At 59.1% G+C, this 16,276-nt stretch carries 17 protein-coding genes; 10 read left to right on the top strand and 7 right to left on the bottom strand.

Annotated elements, in window-relative coordinates:
- Positions 1–164 precede the first annotated feature (164 nt).
- Together HFK74_RS17510 and HFK74_RS17515 are read right to left on the bottom strand one after the other, a co-directional pair.
- Positions 165–2,018 (bottom strand): DUF4105 domain-containing protein, encoded by a 1,854-nt coding sequence (locus HFK74_RS17510; protein ID WP_180204541.1) that lies wholly within the window; start codon positions 2,016–2,018, stop codon positions 165–167.
- Between the two features lie 94 nt (positions 2,019–2,112).
- Positions 2,113–2,601: a DUF3015 domain-containing protein gene (locus HFK74_RS17515; protein ID WP_057400492.1), complete on the bottom strand. Its 489-nt coding sequence runs from the start codon at positions 2,599–2,601 to the stop codon at positions 2,113–2,115.
- A 280-nt stretch (positions 2,602–2,881) separates the two neighbouring features.
- On the opposite strand from HFK74_RS17515, the gene HFK74_RS17520 reads away from it, so the two are divergent.
- Both HFK74_RS17520 and HFK74_RS17525 read left to right on the top strand, forming a co-directional pair.
- On the top strand, positions 2,882–5,320 hold the full coding sequence (locus HFK74_RS17520) for a Lon protease family protein (RefSeq protein WP_180204542.1): 2,439 nt from the start codon (positions 2,882–2,884) through the stop codon (positions 5,318–5,320).
- A 308-nt stretch (positions 5,321–5,628) separates the two neighbouring features.
- Positions 5,629–5,970 (top strand): hypothetical protein, encoded by a 342-nt coding sequence (locus HFK74_RS17525; protein ID WP_008058253.1) that lies wholly within the window; start codon positions 5,629–5,631, stop codon positions 5,968–5,970.
- Positions 5,971–5,975: 5 nt separating this feature from the next.
- On the opposite strand, the gene HFK74_RS17530 is transcribed toward HFK74_RS17525, so the two are convergent.
- Positions 5,976–7,805 carry a hypothetical protein gene (locus tag HFK74_RS17530; protein ID WP_180204543.1) on the bottom strand — a complete coding sequence of 610 codons (1,830 nt, stop codon included), beginning with the start codon at positions 7,803–7,805 and terminating at the stop codon, positions 5,976–5,978.
- A 158-nt stretch (positions 7,806–7,963) separates the two neighbouring features.
- Between HFK74_RS17530 and HFK74_RS17535 the strand changes: the two genes are divergently transcribed.
- The 3 genes from HFK74_RS17535 (at position 7,964) to HFK74_RS17545 (ending at position 9,617) form a co-directional block, all read left to right on the top strand.
- A complete protein-coding gene (locus tag HFK74_RS17535) occupies positions 7,964–8,452 on the top strand; it encodes a TIGR00645 family protein (protein ID WP_007970904.1) in 489 nt (162 codons plus the stop codon).
- 135 nt (positions 8,453–8,587) lie between these two features.
- On the top strand, positions 8,588–8,878 hold the full coding sequence (locus HFK74_RS17540) for a DUF6482 family protein (protein ID WP_008058258.1): 291 nt from the start codon (positions 8,588–8,590) through the stop codon (positions 8,876–8,878).
- Positions 8,879–8,999: 121 nt separating this feature from the next.
- Positions 9,000–9,617, top strand: coding sequence for an FKBP-type peptidyl-prolyl cis-trans isomerase (locus HFK74_RS17545; protein WP_180204544.1), 618 nt, complete (start codon positions 9,000–9,002; stop codon positions 9,615–9,617).
- 115 nt (positions 9,618–9,732) lie between these two features.
- On the opposite strand, the gene HFK74_RS17550 is transcribed toward HFK74_RS17545, so the two are convergent.
- The 3 genes from HFK74_RS17550 to HFK74_RS17560 all read right to left on the bottom strand — a co-directional run bounded on the left by HFK74_RS17550 (position 9,733) and on the right by HFK74_RS17560 (position 11,689).
- Positions 9,733–9,990, bottom strand: coding sequence for a hypothetical protein (locus tag HFK74_RS17550; RefSeq protein ID WP_180204545.1), 258 nt, complete (start codon positions 9,988–9,990; stop codon positions 9,733–9,735).
- A 208-nt stretch (positions 9,991–10,198) separates the two neighbouring features.
- The gene (locus HFK74_RS17555; RefSeq protein ID WP_020798653.1) at positions 10,199–10,540 is read right to left on the bottom strand and encodes a zinc ribbon domain-containing protein YjdM; all 342 of its coding nucleotides are present in this window, start codon (positions 10,538–10,540) and stop codon (positions 10,199–10,201) included.
- Between the two features lie 180 nt (positions 10,541–10,720).
- Positions 10,721–11,689 carry a polyprenyl synthetase family protein gene (locus HFK74_RS17560; protein ID WP_180204546.1) on the bottom strand — a complete coding sequence of 323 codons (969 nt, stop codon included), beginning with the start codon at positions 11,687–11,689 and terminating at the stop codon, positions 10,721–10,723.
- Between the two features lie 239 nt (positions 11,690–11,928).
- Between HFK74_RS17560 and rplU the strand changes: the two genes are divergently transcribed.
- The 5 genes from rplU to HFK74_RS17585 all read left to right on the top strand — a co-directional run bounded on the left by rplU (position 11,929) and on the right by HFK74_RS17585 (position 15,687).
- The gene (gene rplU / locus HFK74_RS17565; RefSeq protein ID WP_007950961.1) at positions 11,929–12,243 is read left to right on the top strand and encodes a 50S ribosomal protein L21; all 315 of its coding nucleotides are present in this window, start codon (positions 11,929–11,931) and stop codon (positions 12,241–12,243) included.
- A 35-nt stretch (positions 12,244–12,278) separates the two neighbouring features.
- Complete coding sequence (rpmA, locus tag HFK74_RS17570; protein ID WP_003281574.1) at positions 12,279–12,536, top strand: 50S ribosomal protein L27; 258 nt, start codon at positions 12,279–12,281, stop codon at positions 12,534–12,536.
- A gap of 195 nt (positions 12,537–12,731) precedes the next feature.
- Entirely contained in the window at positions 12,732–13,955 is a 1,224-nt protein-coding gene (gene cgtA, locus HFK74_RS17575; protein WP_020798650.1) for an Obg family GTPase CgtA, read from the top strand.
- 137 nt (positions 13,956–14,092) lie between these two features.
- Positions 14,093–15,211, top strand: coding sequence for a glutamate 5-kinase (gene proB / locus HFK74_RS17580; RefSeq protein WP_180204607.1), 1,119 nt, complete (start codon positions 14,093–14,095; stop codon positions 15,209–15,211).
- 11 nt (positions 15,212–15,222) lie between these two features.
- The gene (locus HFK74_RS17585) at positions 15,223–15,687 is read left to right on the top strand and encodes a CreA family protein (protein ID WP_033041012.1); all 465 of its coding nucleotides are present in this window, start codon (positions 15,223–15,225) and stop codon (positions 15,685–15,687) included.
- A 180-nt stretch (positions 15,688–15,867) separates the two neighbouring features.
- Here the strand turns inward: HFK74_RS17585 and rpsT are convergent, their stop codons facing one another.
- Positions 15,868–16,146: a 30S ribosomal protein S20 gene (gene rpsT / locus HFK74_RS17590; RefSeq protein ID WP_008058289.1), complete on the bottom strand. Its 279-nt coding sequence runs from the start codon at positions 16,144–16,146 to the stop codon at positions 15,868–15,870.
- Positions 16,147–16,276 lie beyond the last annotated feature (130 nt).

The following is a 16,276-nucleotide window of genomic DNA, read 5'->3' on the forward strand; positions in this document are numbered from 1 at the left end:
TAGGGAAAGTCTAGGTGTGGGTTCGTCAGCGGGACGTGAAAGAAAGATCAAAAGATCGCAGCCCCTGTAGGAAGCACAGCTTGCTGGCGATGGCATCTATGCGGTCATTCAGACATACCGAGGGGATGCCATCGCCAGCAAGCTGTGCTCCTACAGGTTATGGGTTAGTAGTGATACCACTTAACCTCAAGCATCACTTCATTCTCGGGCGTGGCCAGGTGGCTGAACTCGCGCTGGGCACTCAGGCGCAACCCGAGGTTGCGCGACAATTCCCACTGCTGATTCAGACTCAGGCGACGACGCACTTCTCCATTGGTGAAGAAATCACCTTTTGCCTCAAGGCTCAGATTGCCCAGCGGGTTTTTCCACAGCAGGCCTGTGTTGAAACCCGCCGCCGGCGATATGAATTCGGCGAAGTCATTGTTGTGCTCCACGCGCACGGTGCCTAGGGCAAAACCGAGCATGTCGTCGCTCAATTGCCAGGTCCCACCGCCACCGCCATTGACGTGGCTGACCAGGTTTTCATCGTCATGCTTGCCCGGCACTCGTTCCAGGCCCCCGGTGACCTGCCACGACAGGGGCTGCAGCAATTCATTGCGTGGGGTCAGGGAGCGAATCGTCGCCAGGTCCAGTTGCTGCACTTGCCAGTCATTGCCTTCGTACTGGCGCAGTTTCAATTGCAGGATTTCGATCTGTGCGCCGAGGGGGAAGCTTTCGGCGTTGTCATTGAGGTCGTGATAGGCCATGCGCAGGCCGTATTCGCCAAAGGCACGGTCGCCGCGGGTGCCGAGACCGGCCTGCCAGGTGCGCGATTCGTGGCCATCCTCGGGCAGGCCAGGCTGTGGGATGTCCAGTTCCGGTGCGGGATTGCGGTTGATCGCCCGCAGCAACTCGAAGCTGCGCTGGGCCCGTTGCGGATCGCGCTCCTGGCCGTTGGCGCGGTAGCGCTCCAGGCGATAGGCCGCGTCGATGATCAGTGCCTGACGGTCACGGTGTAGTGCATTGAATTCGGCCGTTTGCAGTTGCTTCTGGTCGGCGCTGACTTTCAGTACCCACTGTTGTTCTTCATCGGTCAGTGGCTCGGCGCGACTCAGCAATTCCCGTTCGCGAGACGGGCGATACTGGATGGATTCCACCAGCCCGGCCTCTTTCACGGCCTTGACGGTGTCGGTGGGAATGGCCGTCAGCGGAAATTGCTCGGTCAGGCGCAGGCTCGGACGCGCCACTTGCAGCAGTTCCAGCAGGCGATAGGAGCAGTTTTCGTCGAAAAAGAAATAGTCGAACTGAATCTGTTTCAGCTCCCAGACGTGCTCGACCATGCGCGCGGTTTCTTGCTGGGTCAGGTTCAGGCGGTACTCCCACAGGTCACGGTTCTCGAGACTGCGGTATTCCGAGAGCTTTTCCTGGTAAGGCACCAGCGCAAACAGCCCCGGATAGCCACCCATCAAGCCTTTCCAGGCGTATAGGATGCTGTTGTCGGACCCCTCGATGTAAGCGCCGAAGTTGATCGCGTAACTGAGCAGCGAGGTCTTGTCGCTTTGTACGTCGGCCTGATCGATGCGCAGCAAAGTGTGGCCGAACATTGACGACGGGCTGTTCAGGTAGGCCGCTGGAAAGATCATCACCGCGCTGTGGGGCGAGACGTCCTTGAACCATTGCGTGAACTCGGCGCAGGGAAGCGTCGGCAAATCGGTCAGGTTGAGTTGCGCCTTGAGCCAGCGGGTACGAGCCGGGTAGACGCACTGCGCATGCTGCTCGCCCGCACCGGCCGGGGCGTACAATGCTTGCACGGTGGCCGCCAGCTCATGGTCCGGGTGTTCGTTGCCATCGGCGGCAAGGAAGAACTTCTTGTCGCTGACATAGCTGCGCCAGCCGCCGAGCTTGGCGGTTTCGTAATGACCCAGGGAAATCCAGAAGGGGTCGTTGGCCAGTTGCTGCAAACGTTGAGGATCGATGTGAGGCGCGGCGGACAGCGGGGCGCAGACACAGAGCGCCAGCCAGGCAAGGCGTTTGAGCATAGTCAGCAACTTGAACAGGAAAAAATAAAGACCCAAAAGGGCACGGGTCAAAAAAACAAAACCCGCTTCCCGAAAGAAGCGGGGCGGGTCGAGCTTATGCCTGAGTCGCGTACTTGGCCAGGCGAGGATCGTTCTTCAGAACGGCCAGGGTGTTGGTATGCACATCTTCGGCGGTCACATCAGCCTTGCTGAAGATCTGTTGGAAGTGCTCATGAGTGACGGCGGCGAAATGCGCACGGTCTTCCGGCGCCACGCCCAGTACCACGGCGTAGGTGGTCAGCGCTTCGCCCTGGCCTTTAGCCATGTCTTCGGACAGCTCGTTCATCATGCCATTCATGGCAAACCAGGATTTGCCGCCATAGGTCAGTGACGCGTTGGTCGCGCAACCGTTGGTACCGGAGGTCATGCCAAACGTTGCGTTGCCGGAAGTACCGTTGGTGGTGGATGCCAGGAAGTGAGCCGGGGTGCCACGCTGACCTTCGAACAGCATGTTGCCCCAACCGCAATCCGGGCCGCCTGGGGCCTGAGCCATGGCGTTGATGGATACAGCGGTGAAGAGAGTACCAAGAAGAATCCGTTTCATAGCTTTGTTCTCTTTATGTGCAAACCAATGGACAAGGGGTTCTGGCGCCTATCTCGCCAGTTTGGACTGGTTATTAATCCAGTCGCGCAATTTGGAGTTTAGGCACGATCATGGGGTTCCGTGATTTTTTGCCTGACATTCGCACAAAACAGCGATTTGGCAGCGCTCAACGCCGGGGTTTGGGCTTGTCTATGCTTTGACCTGAGGCGCTCCTTGCCAGTCAGGCATGGGCAGCGCCAGAATGCCGCTATCTGCCCCGCCTGATTGTTAAGGAAGCCCGATGCCTGATCCTGTTGCTGCCAGCTTGCGTCTAGCGCCTGAAGCGCTGACCCGTCCGTTTTCCGCTGAACAGTTCAGCTTCTCTACCACCAATGATCTGGAGCCCTTTCGCGGTGTGCTTGGCCAGGAACGCGCGGTCGAAGCCTTGCAGTTCGGTGTGGCCATGCCACGCCCCGGTTACAACGTATTCGTCATGGGCGAGCCTGGCACCGGTCGCTTCTCGTTCGTCAAACGCTACCTGAAGGCCGAAGGCAAACGCCTGCAGACCCCGGCGGACTGGGTCTACGTCAATAATTTCGATGAGCCGCGCGAACCGCGTGCCCTGGAATTGCCGTCGGGCACCGCTGGCGCCTTCATCGGTGACATCAACGGCTTGATCGACAACCTGCTGGCGACCTTTCCGGCGGTGTTCGAGCACCCGTCCTACCAGCAGAAAAAAAGCGCCATCGACCGCGCCTTCAATCAGCGCTACGACAAGGCACTGGACGTGATCGAGCGCCTGGCGCTTGAGAAGGATGTCGCGCTCTATCGCGACGCCAGCAACATCGCATTCACGCCGATGCTCGAAGGCAAGGCGCTGGATGAGGCGGAATTCGCCCAGTTGCCGGAAGCCGAGCGTGAGCGCTTCCACGAGGACATTTCCAACCTCGAAGAGCGCCTGAACGAAGAGCTCGCCAGCCTGCCGCAATGGAAGCGCGAGTCGAGCAATCAACTGCGCCATCTCAACGAAGAAACCATTACCCTGGCCCTGCAGCCTTTGCTGTCGCCGTTGTCGGAAAAATACGCCGAGAACGCGGCGGTGTGCGGTTACCTGCAAGCGATGCAGGTGTACTTGCTTAAAACCGTGGTCGAGCAATTGGTCGACGACAGCAAGACCGATGCGGTCGCCCGCAAGCTGCTGGAGGAGCAATACGCGCCGAGCCTGGTGGTCGGGCATTCGGCCAGTGGTGGTGCCCCCGTCGTGTTCGAGCCGCATCCGACCTACGAGAACCTGTTCGGCCGCATCGAATACAGCACTGACCAGGGCGCGCTCTACACCACGTATCGGCAGCTGCGACCGGGTGCGTTGCACCGGGCCAACGGCGGTTTCCTGATCCTTGAAGCGGATAAAATGCTCAGCGAGCCGTTCGTGTGGGATGCGCTCAAGCGCGCCCTGCAATCGCGCAAACTGAAAATGGAATCGCCACTGGGCGAGATGGGCCGTTTCGCCACCGTCACCCTGACGCCGCAGCACATTCCCTTGCAAGTCAAAGTCGTCATCATCGGCGCCCGCCAGCTCTACTACACGCTGCAGGACCTCGATCCGGACTTCCAGGAAATGTTTCGCGTCCTGGTGGATTTCGATGAAGACATTCCGATGGTCGACGAGAGCCTGGAGCAGTTCGCTCAGTTGCTCAAGACCCGTACTTCCGAGGAGGGCATGGCGCCGTTGACCGCCGATGCGGTGGCGCGCCTGGCCACCTACAGCGCGCGTCTGGCCGAGCATCAGGGGCGTTTGTCGGCGCGCATCGGCGACCTGTTCCAGCTGGTCAGCGAGGCGGATTTCATTCGTCACCTGGCCTCGGATGAAATGACCGACGCCGGTCACATCGAGCGAGCCCTCAAAGCCAAGGCCACCCGTACGGGACGGGTTTCGGCGCGGATTCTCGATGACATGCTGGCGGGGATCATCCTGATCGACACCGCGGGCGCGGCGGTCGGCAAGTGCAACGGCCTGACAGTGCTGGAAGTCGGCGACTCGGCCTTCGGTGTACCGGCGCGGATTTCCGCTACGGTGTATCCCGGTGGCAGCGGCATCGTCGACATCGAGCGTGAGGTCAACCTCGGCCAGCCGATCCACTCCAAAGGGGTGATGATTCTCACCGGTTACCTGGGCAGCCGTTACGCCCAGGAGTTTCCGCTGGCGATCTCCGCGAGCATTGCGCTCGAGCAGTCCTACGGCTATGTCGATGGTGACAGTGCTTCCCTGGGCGAGGCGTGCACCCTGATTTCGGCATTGTCGAAAACCCCGCTCAAGCAGTGCTTTGCGATTACCGGTTCGATCAACCAGTTCGGTGAAGTGCAGGCCGTGGGTGGCGTCAACGAGAAGATCGAAGGTTTCTTCCGTCTCTGCGAAGCCCGCGGGCTGACGGGCGAACAGGGCGCGATCATTCCCCACGCCAACGTCGCCACGCTGATGCTCGATGAGAAAGTGCTGGCGGCCGTACGCGCCGGTCAGTTCCACGTCTACGCCGTGCGTCAGGCCGACGAGGCGCTGAGTTTGCTGGTGGGTGAGCCGGCGGGCGAGCCGGATGAAAACGGCGAGTTCCCTGAAGGCAGCGTCAACGCACGGGTGGTGGAGCGCTTGCGGGTGATCGCGGAGATGATCAGCGAGGAGGACCTGAAAGAGGCCGAGAAGGAAATGGCGGTCGAGGCGCTGGTGGAGGCCAAGCCGGCCTGACCCCCGATCAACCCTGTAGGAGCGAAGCTTGCTCGCGAAGGCAATGTGTCAGGCAATGATGATGTCGACTGACACACCGCCTTCGCGAGCAAGCTTCGCTCCTACAGGTTTTTGGTGTTCTTGAAATTCAAAAGTGCCATCACTCTGGCGCCAATATTCACACAGTGACCATTCGGCGCCTTCTGGTCCTACTTGACGTCCTAGTCAGACTTTTCCTCTATTCTCTGCTCAAGGATATCGACAGTATCACTGGATCGAGACAGCCTTCCCGTGGAGGCTGAATACCGGATTTACCGAGGGTCGCCGCCATGCCGCGCAACCTCTGCCTGACTCGTCAATGTCTAGGTCTTGTGACTCGTATCGAATGCGCCATTCGCCCCTTGGCGGGCGATACGGGCATGTGGACCTTGCTCTTCGCCGCCGGAATGGCCGGTGAACAACCCTCAGCCATCAAGGCCCAAGGCCCGTTTCATGGCCCTTTTGTGGCTGAGTCCATCCTCGATACCATTGTTGAAAGCCTGACCCTGCACGGCTATGAACTGGCCGATGACCCGCAGATCTGGTGCCTGCATCTGCAAGCCCAGTTGCGGGAAATCAACGGTGGCCGTTGTCGTAGCGTGGGTGGCTTCGAGTTCCGGCCCGAGCACTGACAGCGCTATTGGGCCTGGCTGGACATGTCGGCCTTGTCGAGCTTGACCTCAAAACCGTATTGCACGGTGGTGAGGTCAGTTCGTTGATAGGCCTCCAGGCGCGTAGGTAGACCGTAGAAGTAATGCACGGCGAATAACGCGGGTCCTTCTGTGCTCGCGTCATGGCTGACCGCAAGAATTTCCTTCAGGTAATTGCCGCTGTCATCCTTGGCGAAAAAACGCCAGTCCTGGTCGGGAAACGCTTTCGAATCCACCACCAGTGCATTGCCCTTGAGTTCAAGGCCCTTGGGCAATTGATGGGCTTCGAAGGTCTGCTTGTCGACAGTGGCCAGGAACAGCGGGATGGAACCGACCACAAAGGCGGGCGTTTGAGGAAACAGGTTCAGGTCGTAGGTGATGGTGCCGCCCAAGGGATCGACCTCATACGCCTCGGGTGGCAATTCGATCGGCTCATCGCGCTTGCCGCTGCTGTCTTCGGTGAAGAAGCTGACCGGGCTATCGCCCGGGTTGAAAGACGTTCCGAGTAATTCATCGTTGAAGCTGCGCAGGTGAGTGAACTCGACGCGCGCAGCGCTGGGGTCCTCGACCGATTGATTGATCTTCACGCCCTTTTTCAACTGCTCCTGGGTCAGGGTCGCACCCTTGAGCCAGGTCGGGGCGCTGTCGTCATAGACCACTACCGGCAAGCTCAGCGGCTGGATGGTTTTCGCCGTGGTATGGCTATCGAAGCGGCGTACCGGCAGATCCAGGTCCTTGCGGGTCACCGTAACGCTGGAGAAATCCAGCAGGCTGACTTCAAGGGTTTCGAGGGTCCCGTTGAAATACACCTTGGAGTAGTGACGTTTCTGTTGTTTCTCGAAGGTTCGCTGCTCTTCATTGAGCTGTGTTTCCAGCGACTCGCTCCAGAGCTTCTGCTGTTGCAACTTCACCAGTTGTTTCTGGTAGAAGGCAATTTGAGCGGCGTTCTCATTGATCGAGCCTGAGCGCGACAGAAACTGCCCGGTGGCATCCCTCGCCTGGACGATCAGCGGATTCAACGGGGTGTCAGCGATCTCGGGGGCGGGCGGCGCGCTGTCGCTGAACTCGATTTCGGCGTAGTTATCCGCAAGTTTCACCAAGGTAACGCTCAAGTTGTCGTTGGTGCGAGTCTGGCCGATGTCCTTTTTCGTCAGGTCGAAGCTGTAGAGCCGGCGCGGTGCAATGACTTCCACCTTGCCTTGCAGGCTCACCGGTTGTGGCTGGTTCTTGATATCGACGTCCAGGCCTTCGATGAACGGATAGGTCACGGTCAGGTCATCAGGGTTGGTCACGTTGGAGCTCGATGGGCTCAGTTGAATGCCAGGGTCGGTTTCCGACCACTCCGGCTGGAAGGCGATGACCCGTTTGTTGCTCAAGGTGACCGACTGCCATTGCAGGCCATGGGGAAACAGAAACGCCGCCGGGATGCTGAAGTTGAAGGGGAACACCGGTTGCAGGTCCGTCAGGTAGTCGGAGCTGGAGTCCTTGTGCAGGACGAACAGGCCGTTGATGTAGGTGTCGACCAGGGCCTGGGGCGTAGGGTAGTGCTTGAGCATGGCGAGGGCGTCTTCGCCGTACTCGGTTTCCACGGGTTTGCTGTCGAGCTTGAGTTGCGCGCGCTCGAGCAACAACAGCGAGCCACCCAGTTCGGCCACCGCATCCTTGAGTTTCGGGTCCTCGATGGCATCCAGGGACTTCTCGAACTGCGCAGTCTTTTCCTCGAGGCTGACCTGACGCTTCTCGTCGCTGGGCGAGCAAGCGCTGATCAGCAGAGCCAGGCAAATCCCGGCACTCGTTAACGGCAATCGCCCATCCATTTCCAGTCTTCCTGTCCGATGTCATTTTGCTGTCAATGGTTTGGACACTAGCAGAAAACCTTTGATACACACGCGCAGGTGGCGGATTTTTCGATGGTTTTGGCTGTAACGGACGGCTGTTATACTCGCGGCCATTTCCAGTCCACATGTGAGATTCAATGGAACGCTTTATCGAAAATGCAATGTACGCCTCGCGCTGGCTGCTGGCGCCGATCTACTTCGGCCTGTCCCTCGGGCTGCTGGCGCTGGCGCTGAAATTCTTCCAGGAAGTCTTCCACGTTATCCCCAACGTCTTTTCGATGGCCGAGTCGGACTTGATCCTGGTCCTGCTGTCGCTGATCGACATGGCGCTGGTAGGCGGCCTGCTGGTGATGGTGATGATTTCCGGCTACGAGAACTTTGTTTCCCAACTGGACATCGACGACAGCAAGGAAAAGCTCAACTGGTTGGGCACCATGGACTCGTCGTCGCTGAAAATGAAGGTGGCCGCGTCCATCGTGGCGATCTCGTCCATCCACCTGCTGCGCATCTTCATGGACGCCAAGAACGTCGATCCCGAGCATTTGCAGTGGTACGTCATCATCCACATGACCTTTGTGGTGTCGGCATTCGCCATGGGTTACCTGGATAAAGTGACCAAGCACTAAACAACGGCTGTCCAGTTGTTGCTCACCGCCCGCCTGTTGCAAAACAGACGGGCGGTGTCGTTTATGGCTTGTGCTTTGATGCGCCGAGGCATATCCCTGTAAGGGTGTTGGCTCGTCACTGCGTGAGGTGCGCTCATGAACCTGCAAGAGTTGAATGCCTATGCCGTCGCCGGGAAGGTCGATGAGTTGAACCTGATCTCGATGGAGGGGGGTATCTACCTGCTGGAGGCGCGGATGCATGGTGCGGCGTATCCGTTGAGCGATGCGCCGGGTCACACGATGCAGTTGCGCTCGGTGGAGCATGCCCGTGATGTGCTGCGCTCCTTCCCCAAGTTGCACTTCAACCTGGTGCACACCGTGGTTCATGACGAAATGTGCGGGTTGGTTGCCGATATCGAGGAAAACCTGAAGGTGCCGATCGCCTGACCCCTCTGATCAACGCCACGACATCTGTGCTAGTCTGCTGGCCCTTTTGGTTCCGGGCGCTCCGGGACGCGCTGTGCACGCACGGCCAGTTCCCGGGTCGTCCGCACAGCGGAGCAGTGTCATGTCCGAAGTAAATCTGTCCACCGACGAAACCCGCGTCAGCTACGGCATTGGCCGTCAGCTGGGCGACCAGCTGCGCGACAACCCGCCACCGGGCGTTAGCCTGGACGCGATCCTGGCAGGCCTGACCGACGCGTTCGCCGGTCAGCCAAGCCGTGTTGGCCAGGAAGAAATGTCCGCTAGCTTCAAAGTGATTCGCGAAATCATGCAAGCCGAAGCTGCAGCCAAGGCTGAAGCGGCCGCTGGCGAAGGCCTGGCCTTCCTGGCTGAAAACGCCAAGCGTGATGGCATCACCACCCTGGCTTCCGGCCTGCAATTCGAAGTGCTGTCCGCCGGTGAAGGCGCCAAGCCATCCCGTGAAGACACCGTGCGTACCCACTACCACGGCACCCTGATCGACGGCACCGTGTTCGACAGCTCCTACGAGCGTGGCGAGCCAGCAGAATTCCCGGTTGGCGGCGTGATCGCTGGCTGGACCGAAGCGCTGCAACTGATGAATGCCGGCAGCAAATGGCGCCTGTACGTGCCGAGCGAACTGGCTTACGGCGCTCAAGGCGTTGGCAGCATTCCGCCGCACAGCGTACTGGTGTTCGACGTCGAGCTGCTGGACGTTCTGTAATACCTGACCCTGTAGGAGCGAAGCTTGCTCGCGAATGCATCACCTCGGTTTCAAATTGGAACCGAGTTGTCTCCTTCGCGGGCAAGCCTCGCTCCTACAGGGATCTGCAGCGTTTTCATATTTCGATCTTGTGATGCAGCTCATTGGTCGGGCGCAACGCCCGGGCATAGCAGAACAGGAACAGGTTGCGCACCACTTCCTTGAGCACCACCGGCTCGCTTGAACTCAAGCCATTGACGTCCAGGTCCCCCTGATCCTGCAGTTCGCTCAAGGCTTCCTCTTCCAGCACGGCACAGACTTCCCCGGTTTCCCGATGCAGGATCCTGAGGTAGGGGTGTGGGCGGTCCAGCCAGGCATCGATCAAATAAGTCATGGGTTCTCATCTCCATTGATGGGTTTCAATGAGAATAATTCCTATTCAATAAATAGCAAGGGCCTATTGGCTGATTCGGGATTTTTCTGGGTAAAGATTGCGTAAGGTCAAAACGGCAGGCGTTTGGCTATTGCGAGGATTCATTGGGCGAGGCGGGGCAGGGCGAAGTGCCACCCCGCGCCAGGGCGCGGGGTGGCGTGCTGCGGAATCAGACTTTTCTGACGAATTCGGATTTGAGCTTCATCGGGCCGATGCCGTCGATCTTGCAGTCGATGTCGTGATCGCCATCGCACAGGCGGATGTTCTTGACCTTGGTGCCGACCTTGACCACCAGCGACGTGCCCTTGACCTTGAGGTCCTTGATCACAGTGATGGTGTCGCCGTCCTGCAGGACGTTGCCGACCGAATCCTTTTTCACTGCGTCATCGGAGACCGCTTCGGCTTCACCGCTGGCGGACCATTCGTGCGCGCACTCGGGGCAGATCAGCTGGGCGCCGTCTTCGTAGGTGTATTCGGAATTGCATTTCGGGCAGGGTGGCAACGTGCTCACTAAGGCTCCTTGGATTCAGGATCGCTAAAAAGCGCACATTGTATAGGGTTTTATCCGAGGGGGCATAAAACAACTGTGGGAGCGAGCCTGCTCGCGAAGGCGGTGTGTCAGTCAGCAACAATGTCGACTGTCAGATCGCAATCGCGAGCAGGCTCGCTCCCACAGGGTGTTGCGGTGTTTCTAGTGCGTGCGGGCGACCGCAAACTCGCTCAATTCGATCAGTGCATCGCGATATTCGCTGGCGGGCAGCGCGTCCAGGCATTTGATCGCACGGGCCACATAGTCGCGTGCCAGCTGTGCGGTGTATTCCAGCGAACCCGAGGCTTCCACGGCTTCGCGGATGTTTTCCAGGTCTTCGATGCCGCCTTTCTGGATCGCCTTGCGCACCAGTGCAGCCTGATCCGGCGTGCCTTCGCGCATGGTGTAGATCAGCGGCAGGGTCGGCTTGCCTTCGGCCAGGTCGTCTCCGACGTTCTTGCCCAGGGTCTCGGCATCGCCTTTGTAGTCCAGCAGGTCGTCGACCAGCTGGAAGGCCACGCCCAGGTGGTCGCCGAAGGTGCGCAGCGCTTCGCACTGCTCAGGCGTCGCACCGGCCAGGGCTGCCGCACTGTGGGTCGAGGCTTCGAAGAGCATCGCGGTCTTGCCGCGGATGACTTCCATGTAGGTTTCTTCGGTGGTGCTGGCGTCGCGGACCTTCGACAGCTGCAACACTTCGCCTTCGGCGATGATGCGCGTGGCTTGCGAAAGGATCTTCATCACCGGCATGGAGCCCAGCTCGACCATCATTTCGAAGGAGCGCGAATACAGGAAGTCGCCCACCAGCACGCTCGGCGCGTTGCCCCACATGGCATTGGCCGTCGAGCGGCCACGGCGCATGCCGGACATGTCGACCACGTCGTCATGCAGCAGGGTCGCGGTGTGCAGGAATTCGATGGTGGCAGCCAGCAGGCGCAGGTCGTCGCCTTCGCGACCGAGGGCCTTGCCACACAGCAGCACCAATAACGGGCGCAGGCGTTTACCGCCGGCCGAGGTAATGTAGTCGCCGATTTTCGATACCAGCGGCACTCGGGAAGTCAGCTGCTTCTTGATGATGCCGTCGACGGCGCTAAAATCGTCCGCCACCGCGCGGTAGAAAGCTTGGGGTTGCATCAGCGACAGTCGCTCCAGAAGGGTTGCGCGGCATGCTAGGACCCACGCCTGCAGGTGTCAAGGCGCGATGGACGGCCCCTTGCAAGGGACTCGTGCCTTGCGTACAATCGCGCACCCTGAACTTCCTGGGCAGCACCTGCCTTACGCAATTGCAAGCGGGCCTCCAGCCCCATGCAGCCATGCCAGCCAATACCTCTTCTTATAAAGAGCTGGGTGAGCAGGATTATCGGAGAAATACCATGTCTTATGCAGTAATCGTTACTGGCGGCAAGCAGTACAAAGTCGCCCCAGGTGAATACCTGAAGATCGAAAAACTGGAAGTCGCTACCGGCGAATCCGTTACCTTTGATCGCGTTCTGTTGGTTGCCAACGGTGACGACGTGAATATCGGCGCTCCAGTTGTTGCTGGCGCTACCGTTGTGGCTGAAGTGATCTCCCAAGGTCGTCACGATAAAGTCCGCATCATCAAGTTCCGTCGCCGTAAGCACCACATGAAGCGTATGGGCCACCGCCAGTGGTACACCGAGATCAAAATCACCGGTATTCAGGCTTAATTACAGCCTAATTCCTCACTAGGAGAATTGAACTCATGGCACACAAAAAAGCTGGTGGTAGTACCCGTAACGGTCGCGACTCAGAAGCCAAACGCCTTGGCGTGAAGATGTATGGCGGCCAGGCTATCAAAGCAGGCAACATCATCGTGCGTCAGCGCGGCACCCAATTCCACGCTGGCTACGGCGTTGGCATGGGTAAAGATCACACTCTCTTCGCTAAAGTCGAAGGCGTGATCAAGTTCGAAGTAAAAGGCGCCTTCGGTCGTCGTTACGTGAGCGTAGTCGCGGCTTAATTGCGCGATCGCTGGAAAAGCCCTGTCTCGCGACGGGGCTTTTTCGTTTGTGGGGTGAGTCTCTTGCAAAACTGTTTGTATGGGCTGCCGGCGCTGGTTCTAGCGGTCGTTGATTGAGGTCGCTGCGCTCATTTTTGCAAGAGTCTTATGTCTTAGTGTTTTTCGGCTCGTCCGTATGGCGAGAGGCGTTTTGTTATGAAGTTTGTTGATGAAGTATCGATCCGAGTAAAGGCTGGCGACGGCGGTAACGGCTGCATGAGTTTCCGTCGCGAAAAATTCATCGAAAACGGTGGTCCGAACGGTGGTGATGGTGGTGATGGCGGCTCGGTCTACATGATCGCCGACGAAAACCTCAACACCCTGGTCGACTACCGTTACACCCGGCACTTCGATGCCGAGCGTGGCTCCAACGGCGGCAGCACCGACTGCACCGGCAAGAAGGGTGAGGATCTGGTGCTGCGCGTACCGGTCGGCACCACCGTGATCGACTCCGCTACCCAGGAAGTGATCGGCGACCTGACCAAGGCTGGCCAGAAGCTGCTGGTGGCACATGGCGGCTGGCACGGTCTGGGCAACACCCGTTTCAAATCCAGTACCAACCGTGCGCCACGCCAGACCACGCCGGGCAAGCCGGGCGAGCAGCGTGACCTTAAGCTGGAAATGAAAGTGCTGGCCGACGTGGGCCTGCTGGGCTTGCCGAACGCCGGTAAAAGTACCTTCATTCGTTCGGTATCGGCCGCCAAGCCGAAAGTCGCCGACTATCCGTTCACCACGCTGGTGCCGAACCTGGGCGTGGTCAGCGTCGATCGCTGGAAAAGCTTCGTGGTCGCGGACATTCCGGGCCTGATCGAAGGTGCTTCCGACGGCGCTGGCCTGGGGATCCGTTTCCTCAAGCACTTGTCGCGTACCCGCCTGCTGCTGCACCTCGTCGACATGGCGCCGCTGGATGACACCAGCGCTCCGGACGCTGCCGAAGTGATCGTCAACGAACTGACCAAGTTCAGCCCGTCCCTGGCTGAGCGTGACCGTTGGTTGATCCTCAACAAGTGCGACCAGATCCTTGAAGAAGAGCACGATGAGCGGGTCAAGGAAATCGTTGATCGCCTGGAGTGGACCGGTCCGGTATACGTGATCTCGGCCATCGCCAAGCAGAATACCGAGCGCTTGTGCCACGACATCATGCGTTACCTGGAAGATCGTGCCGATCGCCTGGCTAACGACCCGGCCTACAAGGAAGAACTGGCCGACCTTGATCAGCGCATTGAAGACGAAGCCCGTGCCCAGCTGCAGGCGCTGGACGATCAGCGTGCCCTGCGTCGCAGCGGCGTGAAGTCGGTCCACGACATCGGCGACGATGATTGGGACGAAGAAGATGTGGATGACGAAGACGGTCCGGAAATCATTTACGTGCGTGACTGATTCGTTGCGATAAACTTAAGCGCCGCTCAATCGAGCGGCGTTTTAGTATCTGGAAATCGATTGTTGGTCACGAGTAACCACGAATAACGTCACGGGCAGTGCCAGGTCGCGCTGCCCTCAAGCTAAGGTTGAAGATGATGCGGAGCAAGGTGACAGGTGCGCAGCGTTGGGTCGTGAAGATCGGCAGCGCTTTGCTGACGGCGGATGGCAAGGGCCTGGATCGCGCGGCAATGGGTGTCTGGGTTGAACAGATGGTGGCCTTGCACGAGGCGGGAGTCGAGCTGGTGCTGGTGTCCTCCGGGGCGGTGGCGGCCGGCATGAGCCGTCTGGGCTGGACCACGCGACCCAGTGCAATGCACGAGCTCCAGGCTGCTGCTGCAATCGGTCAGATGGGCTTGGTGCAGGCCTGGGAGTCGAGCTTTGCCGAGCATGGCCGGCACACTGCGCAGATTCTCCTGACTCACGATGACCTGTCCGACCGCAAGCGCTACCTCAACGCCCGCAGCACCTTGCGTGCGCTGGTCGAGTTGAAGGTTATCCCGGTAATCAACGAGAACGACACCGTGGTCACCGACGAAATCCGATTCGGTGACAACGATACCCTGGCGGCGCTGGTGGCCAACCTGGTCGAGGCTGACCTGCTGGTGATCCTGACGGACCGTGATGGCATGTTCGATGCCGATCCGCGCAACAACCCTGATGCCCAGCTGATCTACGAGGCGCGTGCCGATGATCCGGCGCTCGATGCTGTGGCGGGTGGTACTGGTGGTGCGCTGGGGCGTGGTGGCATGCAGACCAAGCTGCGCGCGGCACGCCTGGCGGCGCGGTCCGGGGCGCATACGATCATCGTGGGTGGTCGTCTGGAGCGCGTGCTGGATCGCCTCAAGGCGGGTGAGCGCATCGGCACCTTGCTTTCACCTGAGCGTGGCATGCTGGCGGCACGCAAGCAGTGGCTGGCCGGGCATCTGCAAACCCGTGGCACCCTGGTGCTGGACGCGGGTGCGGTGACGGCGTTGTCCGAGGGTAACAAGAGCCTGCTGCCGGTTGGGGTCAAATTGGTCCAGGGCAGCTTCCGTCGCGGCGAAATGGTGGTGTGCGTGGCGCCTGACGGTCGTGAAATTGCCCGTGGGCTGGCCAACTACAGTGCGCTGGAAGCACAAAAAATCATCGGTCAGTCGTCTGAGGCGATTGTCGGTCTCTTGGGTTATATGGCGGAACCGGAGCTGGTTCACCGCGATAACCTGATCCTGGTCTGAAGGAATACCTGATGCGCATGGCAAAAGGATTGTTGGGGTTGCTGCTGGCGATGCCGTTGCTGGCGTCGGCCGAGGAAATTGGCCAGGTGTCGACGGTGTTCAAGTTTGTCGGCCCGAACGATCGCATCGTGGTCGAGGCCTTTGACGATCCCAAGGTCGAGGGGGTGACGTGCTACCTGTCGCGCGCCAAGACCGGTGGTGTGAAAGGTGGGCTTGGGCTGGCGGAAGATCGCGCCGAGGCCTCCATCGCCTGTCGTCAGGTTGGGCCCATCAGCTTCAAGGGTGAACTCAAGGACGGCGACGAGGTGTTCAAGGAGCGTACCTCCCTGGTGTTCAAGACCATGCAGGTGGTGCGGTTCCTCGACAAGAAGCGCAATACGCTGGTGTATCTGGTGTACAGCGATCGCTTGATCGAGGGTAGTCCGCAGAATGCGGTGACGGCGATCCCGATTTTGCCGTGGGCGAGCGCCCAGTAATCTGACGCAATCAGAACTGTGGGAGCGAGCCTGCTCGCGAAGGCGGTGCATCAGTCAGCATGAATGTTGAATGTGATGACGCTATCGCGAGCAGGCTCGCTCCCACAGTTTTTGTGTGTTCATCAAATCGCAGGCAATAAAAAACCGACCCTGAGGTCGGTTTTTTAATGAGCGGGTCGCTTAGGCAGCAGCGACAACGCTCAGGGCCTTAACGTGGCCATTCAGGCGGCTCTTATGACGAGCAGCCTTGTTCTTGTGGATGATGCCTTTATCGGCCATACGGTCGATAACTGGCACAGCCAGAACGTAAGCAGCTTGAGCTTTTTCAGCGTCTTTTGCGTCGATGGCCTTAACTACATTCTTGATGTAGGTACGAACCATGGAACGCAGGCTGGCGTTGTGGCTGCGACGCTTCTCAGCCTGTTTTGCACGTTTTTTGGCGGAAGGTGAGTTGGCCACCGTCGAGCTCCTCGAAAGACTTTTTAGGAAATAGCAAACAAAATAGGCCGCGAATCATGCCGATGAGTTGAGGTCTTGTCAAGGGCGGTTGAGACGTTCCGCTAAGTGGTAGGTGCGACACCTCTGGATA

It is taken from the genome of Pseudomonas sp. SbOxS1, assembly GCF_013416725.1.
Classification (GTDB): Bacteria; Pseudomonadota; Gammaproteobacteria; order Pseudomonadales; family Pseudomonadaceae; genus Aquipseudomonas.